Source organism: Parendozoicomonas sp. 2304DJ65-17, assembly GCF_058148445.1.
On the sequence record NZ_JBYVJV010000003.1, the window covers coordinates 212,625 to 225,063 of the forward strand.

The 12,439-nt window shown below is 47.9% G+C and carries 11 protein-coding genes; 3 read left to right on the forward strand and 8 right to left on the reverse strand.

All coding sequences use genetic code 11. The annotated features are described in order from the left end of the window. Positions 1-4: 4 nt before the first annotated feature. The 3 genes from ACY2RR_RS10400 to rraA all read right to left on the reverse strand — a co-directional run bounded on the left by ACY2RR_RS10400 (position 5) and on the right by rraA (position 1,816). On the reverse strand, positions 5-559 hold the full coding sequence (locus ACY2RR_RS10400; RefSeq protein ID WP_490108079.1) for a hypothetical protein: 555 nt from the start codon (positions 557-559) through the stop codon (positions 5-7). A gap of 11 nt (positions 560-570) precedes the next feature. Continuing rightward, positions 571-1,158 carry a hypothetical protein gene (locus tag ACY2RR_RS10405; protein WP_490108080.1) on the reverse strand — a complete coding sequence of 196 codons (588 nt, stop codon included), beginning with the start codon at positions 1,156-1,158 and terminating at the stop codon, positions 571-573. Between the two features lie 169 nt (positions 1,159-1,327). Continuing rightward, positions 1,328-1,816 carry a ribonuclease E activity regulator RraA gene (gene rraA / locus ACY2RR_RS10410; RefSeq protein ID WP_490108081.1) on the reverse strand — a complete coding sequence of 163 codons (489 nt, stop codon included), beginning with the start codon at positions 1,814-1,816 and terminating at the stop codon, positions 1,328-1,330. 80 nt (positions 1,817-1,896) lie between these two features. On the opposite strand from rraA, the gene ACY2RR_RS10415 reads away from it, so the two are divergent. Both ACY2RR_RS10415 and dsdA read left to right on the forward strand, forming a co-directional pair. Continuing rightward, positions 1,897-2,505: a hypothetical protein gene (locus tag ACY2RR_RS10415; RefSeq protein WP_490108082.1), complete on the forward strand. Its 609-nt coding sequence runs from the start codon at positions 1,897-1,899 to the stop codon at positions 2,503-2,505. A gap of 119 nt (positions 2,506-2,624) precedes the next feature. After that, complete coding sequence (gene dsdA / locus ACY2RR_RS10420; RefSeq protein ID WP_490108083.1) at positions 2,625-3,950, forward strand: D-serine ammonia-lyase; 1,326 nt, start codon at positions 2,625-2,627, stop codon at positions 3,948-3,950. On the opposite strand, the gene mmsB is transcribed toward dsdA, so the two are convergent. Beyond that, on the reverse strand, positions 3,939-4,835 hold the full coding sequence (gene mmsB, locus ACY2RR_RS10425; protein WP_490108084.1) for a 3-hydroxyisobutyrate dehydrogenase: 897 nt from the start codon (positions 4,833-4,835) through the stop codon (positions 3,939-3,941). The genes dsdA and mmsB overlap by 12 nt on opposite strands. 23 nt (positions 4,836-4,858) lie before the next feature. After that, positions 4,859-6,355, reverse strand: a complete 1,497-nt coding sequence (locus ACY2RR_RS10430) for a CoA-acylating methylmalonate-semialdehyde dehydrogenase (protein ID WP_490108085.1) — start codon at positions 6,353-6,355, stop codon at positions 4,859-4,861. A gap of 194 nt (positions 6,356-6,549) precedes the next feature. On the opposite strand from ACY2RR_RS10430, the gene ACY2RR_RS10435 reads away from it, so the two are divergent. After that, positions 6,550-7,104: a hypothetical protein gene (locus ACY2RR_RS10435; protein WP_490108086.1), complete on the forward strand. Its 555-nt coding sequence runs from the start codon at positions 6,550-6,552 to the stop codon at positions 7,102-7,104. 189 nt (positions 7,105-7,293) lie between these two features. On the opposite strand, the gene prpF is transcribed toward ACY2RR_RS10435, so the two are convergent. The 3 genes from prpF to prpC all read right to left on the reverse strand — a co-directional run bounded on the left by prpF (position 7,294) and on the right by prpC (position 12,355). After that, entirely contained in the window at positions 7,294-8,472 is a 1,179-nt protein-coding gene (gene prpF / locus ACY2RR_RS10440) for a 2-methylaconitate cis-trans isomerase PrpF (protein ID WP_490108087.1), read from the reverse strand. Next, positions 8,469-11,090 (reverse strand): Fe/S-dependent 2-methylisocitrate dehydratase AcnD, encoded by a 2,622-nt coding sequence (acnD, locus tag ACY2RR_RS10445; protein WP_490108088.1) that lies wholly within the window; start codon positions 11,088-11,090, stop codon positions 8,469-8,471. Before acnD ends, prpF begins: the two co-directional genes overlap by 4 nt. A 137-nt stretch (positions 11,091-11,227) precedes the next feature. Then, on the reverse strand, positions 11,228-12,355 hold the full coding sequence (gene prpC, locus ACY2RR_RS10450) for a bifunctional 2-methylcitrate synthase/citrate synthase (RefSeq protein ID WP_490108089.1): 1,128 nt from the start codon (positions 12,353-12,355) through the stop codon (positions 11,228-11,230). Between the last annotated feature and the right edge of the window lie 84 nt (positions 12,356-12,439).

Sequence of the window (12,439 nt, forward strand, 5' to 3'; positions counted from 1 at the left end):
TCTATCACTGCTTTATCACAGCAAGAAACTCAGCATCACTAAACAGCTCAGCCATTAATTTCTGAACCGCGATAGGATAACTATTTACTGCGTTAGGAATCGCAACAGCCCCAACAAAAGAGGATTCCCACGAGTGCTGTATCGTGTGTACTTTGTTGTACACCTCTTTCTCAGAGATATTAACAGTGAATCGAGCCGATATATCAGTCATACCGAGACTAAAGCCTGTTGCATCAATATCATGACCAAGTAACTCACCACCTATGGTTATATCACTACTATCGAGCCAGAGATCCGCTTGAACCAGTTCTTCTTCAAGTGCCTTTTTCAGGTATTCAGAGTAATTACCGTAAGGTGATACCAATGATGACCCTCTTATAGAGATACTTTTGAGTGCTTTATCAGAGGCTGTGAAATCACCAGATTGCATTTTAGGCAATTCAAGGTCTTTCATTTCATTGATGTTCGTGAAATCAGGCTGGTAGTTAGGCGCAACCATGGAGCAGCCAACAGCCATTGTTAGGAATAAGCTTCCAAGAATGAGCTTAATTAGTTTCATTTGTTCTTCCGTTAAAAGATTTCAGCAGCAGATATTTCAGCCATCATTTTTTTGAATGCTTCACTGGAAGCACGGCGGGCAGATAAAGAGAAGTCATGTTTAAATTCTTCAAACTCAGCATTTCCCGAGGCTTTGACTGTCTTGCTCCAGACTTCATTACCACTCGCATCAATTGCTGTACAAGTCAGCTCAAAATCAAATTGAGTTGGTGGCCATGTGAATGCACTGCTTGAGGAAGAGTTCGTGGAAATAGATGGCTGAAAAATATAGGAGATATTTTTCTCGGATATGTACTCTTGGTCTTCCAGATTTTTGACGGCATATACCTTATTGAACACTTTGCTAAGCACTGCATTCAATGCGCCTTCTGTTTGCTGATAAGGTTTGTATTTTACCTTGTCTCCGCCACCACCAGGGGTAATGACCTCTTTGTTTCTATCCACATCAGAAATGTAGTAGCCAACATTTTTATCAAGTTGCCTGGATACTTCTACGCCACGAATTTCATTCATTTTCGGAGTGAGCTGAATGTCATGTGCACAACCACCCAATATGGCAATACAAGTGACCAGTGAGAGCAATTTTACAATTGGATTCATAATTTTCCGTTCTTAGCACTTCTTTATATTTTTAATGAATTGAGGCAATTCAGAACGGCGAATAGTACGTCTAGAGTCGTATATTTTGTAGTATTTATTGCTACATTGTTAAAAGAGCGCCCAGCTTATTTCTGGACGCCCCCACTATAGAAACTGAAAGCTTTAAGTTTTATTCCGGCATGGAGAGCGGTACAGGCGAAGAAATAATGCCGTTATTATCCGCATATACATAAGAACCCGGCTCAAAAGTCACGCCGTGGAAAGTGACTGGAATATTCACTTCACCAATGCCCTTTTTATCCGTTTTCATAGGATGAGAACCCAGGGCTTGCACTCCCAGAGGCAGGGTTGCCAGAACATCCACATCCCGCACGCAACCGTACATGATAATGCCTGACCAGCCATTCTTAACGGCCTTCTCTGCCAGCATATCGCCCAGACAGGCGCGACGCATAGAACCGCCGGCATCCACAACCATCACCTTGCCGGAGCCATTTTCGTCAACCAGTTCTTTTACGCGGGAGTTATCTTCAAAACACTTAACAGTGACCACTTCACCGGCAAATGAGGATTCACCGCCAAAATTACGGAAACCTGGCGCTGCTGCTGATACCTGTTCAGGGTAAGTATCACAAAGATCTGGCGTTACATACTTCATGGCGTTTTCTCTTGGTTATCATTCTGAGCCGAAGGTGGAGGGTATTTTATACTGGAACTGAGGTTTCAGGGAAAGATGCCATGTCAGTTTCACCTATAGACGGCCCAACACCAGCCGGTGAGCCGCAACCAGGAAGGAATCACCGCCGGATTGCCGTTGGCAGCTATCGGCGCAGAAAGGTGGTTCGTGCCTATATGGGTAATCGTATGGGTTATAAAATGCCCAAACTTACCCCGGCAGAACGAAAAGAGCGCCGCAGAGCTAAACGTTTGCTAAAGCAAGCGGAAGCACGGGCTGAGAAAGCCGCCAAAGCTGAAGCTGTAAAGGCTGCCAAAGCGGAAATGCGGAAAGACTATGGCGACCCATTTACCGTCGTTTTAGAGCTGGCAAGAATCGGAGACAAAATGAAGCCTGAGGATTACTCGGATCAGGTTGAATATATAAAGGCTGTCAGTGCAATAAATACCCTTATCACGATTCTGTTAAAGGAAATCGAAAAGAGTAGGGAAAGAGAAGCTGAGCGCAAACAGGAAGAGCATGATCAAGAACGGCAAGACCAGAAAATCTATAACGAGCGCCGCCAGCTGGAAGAGGCAAAGCGGGTAAAAGCTTTGGAAGAGATCAACAAGGCCAACGCTCTCAGAGAGCAATGGTTGAAGAATCAGTTGTCTGCCGCCGCTGGAGGGTAACTTTTAAAGCTAACATTCAAAATCACAAAAACTTACTTCCCTCTACTGTTCTTTTCTCTTAAGAACTTGCATAGTGGCTCGAGTCATGTATTGCCCCACCTGTGAAGCCTCGGCCGTTTATGCAAGAAATAAAAAACACATATAGTGACGATCAACTTATCAGTCAGCTGCAGAACTATCAGCCAACCAGCTGGTTTAATAATGCCATCACTGATGTTGAAACAGCTCTGCCTTATACCGCTCTTACCCATAAGGATGTAGAAGACGCGGCTGACAGATTACAGCGTTTCGCACCCTATTTTGAAAGTGCTTTCCCTGAAACTCGCACTACTCAAGGATTGTTAGAGTCTCCTCTGCAGGCTATTCCTCACATGCAGGAAGCTCTTGGGAAAGAAAGTAGCATTCCCGGTCAGCTGATGATCAAGCTGGATTCTCATTTGCCGGTATCTGGTTCTATCAAAGCTCGTGGTGGAATCTATGAAGTGTTGTTTCATGCAGAGCAACTAGCTCTAAAGGCTGGTCTTATTGATATGAACCAAGACTACAACCAACTTGATTCCAGCAAATTTTCTGAGTTCTTCAAAAATTATTCTATTGCTGTAGGTTCAACCGGTAATCTCGGACTCTCGATTGGCATTATCAGCGCCAAACTCGGTTTTCAGGTTACGGTTCATATGTCTGCCGATGCCCGCCAATGGAAGAAAGATAAGCTGCGCGAGCACGGTGTTACTGTTAAAGAATATGAATCTGATTACAGTCTGGCCGTTGAGCAAGGCCGTAAACAGGCTGAAGCGGATCCTCATTGCCATTTTGTTGATGATGAGAATTCCACAACTCTGTTTCTTGGTTATGCAGTCGCGGGTCAACGTTTGAAGCAGCAGCTTGATGATCAAGGAATTACTATTGATCAAAGCCATCCTCTCTTTGTTTACCTGCCGTGCGGCGTTGGTGGTGGCCCCGGTGGAGTCGCTTTTGGGTTAAAGCTGGCTTTTGGTGATGCAGTACGTTGTATCTTTGCAGAACCCACCCACTCCCCTTGCATGATGCTTGGTGTATATACCGGCCTGCACGAAGAGATTTCCGTGCAGGATATCGGCTTAGATAACAGCACTGTGGCAGATGGTTTGGCCGTCGGCCGCGCTTCTGGGTTTGTTGGCAAAGCCATGGAGAGGATGATAGATGGTTATTACACTGTCAGTGATGATGAGTTGTTCCAGAAACTGGGGCAACTGCATCAGAGTGAAGGAATAGCCTTGGAGCCATCAGCTCTTGCAGGTATGCCAGGAGTGACGAAGGTTTTGGAGAATAGTGAATACATTCAGCGAATGGGGCTTGCAGACAAACTGTCCCAATCAACCCATATCGTCTGGGCGACTGGTGGAGGCATGGTGCCAGACAGTGAAATGAATCACTACCTGACACGCGCTCACGAGTTAAGCGAATAGATCACCCTGTCGGTACATCTGGTAAATACTGGAAAAATCCTTATCGCCCATCCCTTGATTTCCATGTTTCTGGAACAAGGCTTGGGCCAGCTCTCCCATAGGTGTTGGCTGGCTGCTGCCAGAGGCAATATCCATAGCCAACCCCAGATCTTTCAACATCAGATTGACCATAAAGCCTCCCTGATAGCTGTTAGCTGCCGGAACATTTTCCATAACACCTGGAGCCGGATTGTACTTCTGCAGAGACCAATTACAGCCAGAGCTTTGCAGCATCACTTCTGACAGAACCTTTGGGTCAAGGCCGTTAGCAGCCCCCAAAGCCAGCGCTTCTGAAGTACCCGTCATATGAATCGCCAACAGCATGTTGTTGCACATTTTCACCAGCTGACCGTTACCGGCTGCCCCTACGTGAAAAATATTAGCGCCCATTTTTTCGAGAATAGGTTTCGCACGTTCGAAAGCCTCATCTTCACCGCCAGCCATAAAGGCCAAGGTGCCAGCAGCAGCCCCAGCGGTACCACCAGATACAGGCGCATCAATAAACTGAACCCCCTGCTCTTTAGCAACCGCCGCCATATCCCGCGCAGTTTGCAGGTCGATAGTACTGGAATCGATCACCAGAGTTTGAGGCAACAGTGCAGCAAAAAGGTTGTCCTTCCCGGTATACAAATCCCGAACAATCTTGCCGTTGGGCAACATGGAAACAACAACATCAACACCTTCCACTGCCGCAACTGGTGTAGACGCGACTTTGCCGCCTGCCTTTTCCAGAGCGTCTAAAGAAGCCGCTGACAAATCAAAACCGGTCACGGTGTGTCCAGCTTTCACCAGGTTGGCAGCCATTGGGCCGCCCATATTTCCAAGACCGATAAACGCAATATTCATAAGCCTTTCCTCAGTCGTTTTTATTATTTGAGGTTAATGGTCATATTAGGGCCAGATGGTTTGGCTGCATCTTCAAACCAGCGACTGGTCACTGTTTTGGTTTCTGTATAGAACCTGACTGCCTGCTTGCCATAGGCGTGCTGGTCGCCATAGAAGGAACCCTTCCACCCAGTGAAGGAGAAGAATGGCAGAGGTACCGGAATTGGCACATTGATACCTACCTGACCGACTTCTACTTCATGGCGATAACGTCGTGCAACAGCGCCACTGTCGGTAAAGATAGACGTACCGTTACCGTATGGGCTGTTATTCACCAGTTCCAAAGCTTCATCCAGATTTTCAGCTTCCATACAGCAGAGAACCGGGCCAAAGATTTCTTCTTTGTAGATAGACATATCTGGCGTTACACCAGAGAATACAGTCGGGCCGATCCAGTTACCATGAGGAAGGCCATCAACCTTGCAGTCTGAACCATCAATCAAACAGGTAGCGCCCTCTTCCTTACCTTTGGCAATCAAAGAGAGAACCCGTTCGCGGGCCTGGGGGCTGATAACCGGGCCAAAAGCAGCCTGAGGATCATTCCAAGCGCCCGGGCGAACATCGGCCAGCGCTTCTTTAATATCGGGCAGCCACTCGCGGGCTTCACCTACCAATACAGCGACGCTAATCGCCATACAACGCTGACCAGCTGCGCCGACAGAAGCACCAACAATATTATTAATAACCTGTTGTTTACTGGCATCAGGCATAACAACCATATGGTTTTTTGCGCCAGCAAAACACTGTGCCCGCTTAAGATGGTCAGTGGCCGTACGGTACACATGCTGACCAACATTCACTGAGCCCACAAAAGATACCGCCTTGATATCATCGTGAGTCAGCAGCGTGTCCACCTGCTCTTTGCTACCATGAACAACCTGAAGAACACCATTCGGAGCACCAGCCTCGCGGAACAGCTCTGCAAGACGCATGGGCGTATGAGGATCCTGCTCGGAAGGTTTCAGGATAAAGGTATTTCCGCAGGCAATTGCCATTGGGAACATCCACAGAGGAATCATTGCAGGGAAGTTAAAAGGCGTGATACCGGCACAAACGCCCAGCGGCTGGATATAGCTGACCGTATCAATACCAGGCGCGACATTTTCTACCGACTCACCCATCAGCTGAGGGGCGATATTGGCAGCCTGTTCAACCACTTCAATCCCGCGCCAGACATCACCTTTGGCATCTTCAAAAACCTTACCGGTTTCCTGGCTAAGAATTTCTGCCAGCTCATCGTGGTGTTCTTTCAGCAGAGCCTGATAACGTAACATCAGCCGGGAACGTTCAGGTACGGCCACATTGCGCCAGGTCTTAAATGCCTGTTTGGCATCGGCAATAGCCTGTTGCATCTCTGCAGGAGTTGTCAGGGGCGCTTCAGAAATGACTTCACCCGTTGCCGGGTTAGTAACAGGAATGGTTTCTGAAGCAGCCGATTCCACTGCCTGGTTGTTGAGGAACAACGGAACACGCTTGGTCATGGTCTAGCCTCCGACTGTTTATTCTTGTTTTTCAGTGACTTAATAAAAGATATTCCCGCAGAACTTTATAGACGTTCTTTAGGAAAATATCCCTGTGACTCTTTATTGTTTTAATACAAGCACTTTGACGTACAGTCGCGCAAAACTTTGTCTATGCTGTCGCAACCTTACAAACGACAGCAACATTGTTCCTTATGAAATTCACGACCCGCATGACCTTGAAAGATTGTGTCATGGCTGCCGCCTTATCCAGCCTGTTGCCTATTGTTTCTGCACAGGCTGCTTCTATTCATTTCGATGACCAGACGTCCTCTTCAAGTTACGGTTTCAGTGCCAAGGGCACAGGTGTTGATGGCCTTACCTATTTCGCCAAGGTCAATGGTCATAGCTTTAACATTGAAAACACTGACCAGGATATCCCTTTCACCACCAACCTCAGCTTACAGAACGTAAATAACGATACCGTTCCTACAGACGGCAACTACCCTGCGGGCAGCATTGGCTGGTCTTTTGATGGTGGTTCCATTTCAAACCCAACCTATAGCTTCACAATCTTTGCAGGTGGTAAGTTTTATTACCCCAAAGAAAGCAAATACACCCTCAGCATGACAGTCGACGGCAAGCACAGTTGCTCTGTCACCACCAACCCAACCACTAACTGGAAAGGCGGGTTTGTTATCTGTCATAAGATTCCATTCAATAAAAACAGTACCGTAAATGTCACACTTACTCCGGTGAAAGAAGAGTAAGCGGAAATAAAAAAGCCCGGCCACACGGCCGGGCCCAAGCAAGTGCGACAAACAATCTGTCTCTAACACCTATAACAACAATGGGGCTGGTGAAAGCCAGCAAACCCATTAAATAACAGCCCCCCTGTAACATCATTCACAAGACTTGCCTATGGTATAGGCTGATTGTTACAGCATCAGGAATACGAACTAAAAACTGTCTCCAGGAACGCGTACCCAGCCTTCCATCAACACCCGGGCACTACGGCTCATAATAGCTTTGGTGGCCTGCCATTGATCACCAACCAGCCTAGCTTCAGCACCAACCTTTAACGTACCGGATGGATGACCAAAACGTACGGCCTGACGTTCACCGCCTCCAGCGGCCAGATTAACCAATGTTCTAGGGATTGCAGCTGCAGTTCCAATAGCAACCGCAGCGGTTCCCATCATGGCATGATGCAACTTCCCCATAGACAGTGCTCGCACCAACAGATCAATTTCTCCAGTTTCAACATTCTTGCCACTGGATGAAACATAGCTTGCTGGCTTGGCGACAAAAGCAATCTTCGGGGTATGCTGACGCTGAGCAGCCTCTTCAACAGAAGAGATTAGCCCCATCTTCAACGCACCATAAGCTCGAATAGTTTCAAAGCGTGCCAAAGCCTGCTCATCATTATTAACGGCATCCTGAAGCTCAGTACCGGTGTAACCAATATCTTCTGCATTAACAAACACCGTAGGAATACCGGCATTTATCATCGTAGCCTTGAATGTTCCTATGCCGGGCACTTCCAGATCATCAACAAGATTCCCTGTGGGGAACATTGAACCCTCGCCATCGGCAGGATCCATAAATTCAACCTGAACCTCGGCCGCCGGGAACGTCACGCCATCCAGTTCAAAGTCGCCGGTTTCCTGCACCTCACCATTGGTCATGGGAATATGAGCGACTATGGTTTTTTTGATATTCGCCTGCCAGATACGAACAACTGCCAGGCCATTCTCAGGAATACGATTTTGATCTACCAAACCATTGCTGATAGCAAAAGCACCAACAGCTGCCGTTAAGTTGCCGCAGTTGCCACTCCAATCCACAAAAGGTTTATCGATGGACACTTGGCCGAACAGATAATCCACATCGTGGTCAGGCTGAGTACTCTTCGAAAGAATAACCGTCTTGCTGGTACTGGATGTCGCACCACCCATACCATCAATCTGCTTGGCATAAGGGTCAGGGCTACCTATAACCCGCAACAACAAAGCATCGCGAACGGCTCCCGGTTTTTGAGCGACTTCAGGAAGATCCGTGAGCTTGAAAAACACACCTTTACTGGTGCCTCCCCGCATATAAGTTGCGGGGATTTTTATTTGAGGGACATAACTCATGCGACCGCTTCCTGAGCCAGAAAGTCTTTGGCAAACCGCTGTAGAACACCGCCAGCATCATATACAGACACTTCTTCAGCAGTATCCAGACGACAAGTTACCGGCACCTCAATAGTTTCACCGTTTTTACGATGAACAAGCAGAGTCAAGGTTGCGCCCGGTGTACGATCACCCAGAACATCGTAAGTTTCAGTGCCATCCAGCCCAAGAGTCTTACGGGTTGTGCCCGACTGGAATTGCAGAGGCAGAACCCCCATACCCACCAGATTGGTCCGGTGGATACGCTCAAAACCTTCAGCAACGATGGCTTCAACACCAGCAAGGCGAACACCCTTGGCCGCCCAGTCACGGGAAGAACCCTGACCATAATCGGCACCCGCCACAATAATCAGCGGCTGCTTACGATCCATATAAGTTTCAATGGCTTCCCACATCCGGGTTTCTTTGCCTTCCGGCTCAATACGCGCCAAAGAACCCTGCTTCACCTCACCGTTATCATCCAGACACATTTCGTTAAGCAGTTTTGGATTGGCAAAGGTGGCACGCTGGGCAGTCAGGTGATCACCACGGTGAGTGGCGTAGGAGTTAAAGTCTTCTTCTGGCAGCCCCATCTTATCCAGATATTCACCGGCAGCACTGGCCATAAGAATCGCGTTGGAAGGCGACAAATGATCGGTAGTGATATTGTCACCTAATACTGCCAGCGGACGCATACTTTTCAGAGTACGTTCACCAGCCAGCGCGCCTTCCCAATATGGAGGGCGGCGAATATAAGTACTCATTGGGCGCCAGTCGTACAGAGGACTTTCGGCTTCTTCAATTTTGCCAAGATCGAACATGGGAATATAAACCTGGTTGAACTGCTCAGGTTTCACATGCTCGGCAACAATGGCATCAATCTCTTCATCACTGGGCCAGATATCTTTCAAGGTAATAGGATTGCCTTGTGCATCCGTTCCCAGTACATCTTTCTCGATATCAAAGCGCACCGTACCGGCAATGGCATAAGCCACAACCAAAGGTGGTGAGGCGAGAAAGGCCTGTTTGGCGTAAGGGTGGATACGTCCATCAAAGTTACGATTACCAGAAAGTACGGCTGTGGCGTAGAGATCCCGATCAATCACTTCTTTCTGGATATCTGGATCAAGAGCACCACTCATACCGTTACAGGTGGTGCAGGCATAAGCGACAATACCAAAGCCAAGCTTTTCAAGCTCAGGCAAAAGCCCGGCCTCTTCAAGGTATAACTTGGCGACCTTGGAACCCGGCGCAAAAGAAGACTTCACCCAAGGCTTACGGATCAATCCCAATTCATTAGCTTTACGGGCTACCAAACCGGCGGCGACAACATTGCGCGGGTTGGAAGTATTGGTACAACTGGTAATCGCAGCAATAATCACCGCACCATCAGGCATCAAACCTTCAGATTCTTCTGCCTGCGCTTTATCAAGATCAACGGCAATACCACGCTCATTAAGATCAGATGTTGGCAAACGGCGATGAGGGTTTGAAGGGCCAGCCATATTACGACCAACAGTAGACAGATCAAATGTCAGAACACGTTCGTATTCGGCAGTTTTCAAGCTATCTGCCCACAGTCCTGTTACTTTGGCGTAGTTCTCAACCAGTTCTACCTGTTCGGCATCACGGCCAGTCAGTTTCAGGTAATCAATGGTTTGCTCATCGATATAGAACATACCTGCAGAAGCACCATACTCTGGTGTCATATTGGAGATGGTTGCCCTGTCACCAATAGTCAGAGTGGAAGCGCCTTCACCAAAGAATTCCAGATAAGAGGAAACAACGCGCTCTTTGCGCAGGAACTCGGTAATCGCCAGAACAATATCGGTGGCGGTAATACCGGGCTGACGTTTCCCAACCAGCTCTACACCAACGATATCTGGCAGGCGCATCATGGATGGACGACCCAGCATAACTGTTTCTGCTTCAAGGCCACCAACACCAATAGCGATAACACCCAGTGCATCAACATGAGGAGTATGGCTGTCGGTACCTACGCAGGTATCAGGAAAAGCCACGCCTTCACGGGCCTGAATAACCGGTGACATTTTCTCCAGATTAATCTGGTGCATAATGCCGTTACCGGCAGGAATCACATCAACGTTTTTAAAGGCAGTTTTGGTCCACTCAATAAAGTGGAAACGGTCTTCATTACGACGCTCTTCAATAGCCCGGTTCTTTTCAAAGGCTTCAGGATCAAAACCAGCCGCTTCAACTGCCAGAGAATGGTCAACAATCAATTGCGTGGGAACTACAGGATTCACTTTTGAAGGGTCACCGCCCTGCTCTGCAATAGCATCTCTAAGGCCGGCAAGATCAACCAGCGCCGTCTGTCCCAAAATATCGTGACAAACAACACGGGCAGGATACCAGGGGAAATCAAGATCCCGTTTGCGTTCAATAATTTGCTTCAGAGAATCCGTTAGAGTTTCCGGCGAACAGCGGCGAACCAGTTGTTCGGCCAGTACACGGGAAGTGTAGGGAAGTTTTTCGTAGGATCCAGGCTGGATAGCTTCGACCGCTTCACGGGTATCAAAGTAATCCAGGTCCGTTCCGGAAAGTTGTTTGCGATATAAAGTGTTTACTTGTTCAGCCATGATGACAGCAATCCAATTGGCAAATGTCTGTAACTTTTATAATGATTCAGGCCAGAATTCGGATAGCTCTTACAGTTTACCCAAGGCAAGAACTATCTGAATTCTGGCCGACAAGTAGAAACTTGCCGGCCAAAAAATCAGGCGCGATCCTGAATATCAACCCACTCGGCACTATCTGGCCCGGTGTAGTCGGCAGATGGACGAATAATCCGGTTGTTGCTGCGCTGCTCCATCACATGGGCAGTCCAGCCTGCTACACGAGAGCAAACAAAGATGGGGGTAAACAGCTTGGTGGGAATATCCATAAAGTTGTAAGCAGAAGCGTGGAAGAAGTCAGCATTACAGAACAGTTTCTTCTCGCGCCACATCACTGACTCAACCCGTTCAGACACGGCATACAGGCACTTATCGCCCACTTCCTCAGAGAGCTTCTTGGACCACTCTTTGATAATGGCATTACGAGGATCGGATTCACGATAAATCGCATGTCCAAAACCCATAATCTTATCTTTACGGGCCAGCATCCCCATGATGGCTTCTTCTGCTTCATCAGCAGAATTCCACTGCTCGATCATATCCATAGCTGCTTCATTAGCGCCGCCATGAAGAGGACCACGGAGAGAGCCAATGGCACCGGTGACACAACTGTGAACATCGGAAAGAGTGGAAGCACATACACGAGCAGTGAATGTTGAGGCGTTAAATTCATGCTCAGCATACAGAATCAGCGAAGCATGCATCACCTTTACATGAAGAGGCTCTGGCTTCTTGTTATGGAGAGTCCAGAGGAATTGTTCAGCAATGGAGTCGGCTTCAGTTTCTGTTTCAACACGAATACCGTTATGGCTGAAGTTGTACCAGTAGTTGATCATGCCCGGGAAAGTCGCCAGCATACGATCAATATGATCCAGCTGTTCATTAAAACCCTGCTCGGTTTCCAGGTTACCCAGCATGGAACAGCCAGTACGCATCACATCCATTGGGTGCGTAGATGCAGGAATCTGCTCAAGTACTGTTTTCAGGGCATCTGGCAGAGCACGCATACCTTTCAGGCGAGCTTTATAAGCATCCAGCTCAGTCTGGTTGGGTAGCTTTCCATAAAGAAGCAGATAAGCCACTTCTTCAAACTGGGCGTTGTCTGCCAGAACTTTGATATCGTAACCACGGTAAGTCAGGCCAGCACCGGTTTTGCCAACAGTACACAGCGCTGTTTCACCTGCGGACTGACCACGTAACCCTGCCCCACTCAGCTTTTTCTCAGCCATTTGTATTCCTCCCGTTCGTTATAACTTACGAACCTTGTTGTGTTTTTATTTCCGGTCGGAGTTTCTTTTTATTATTTTTGAACC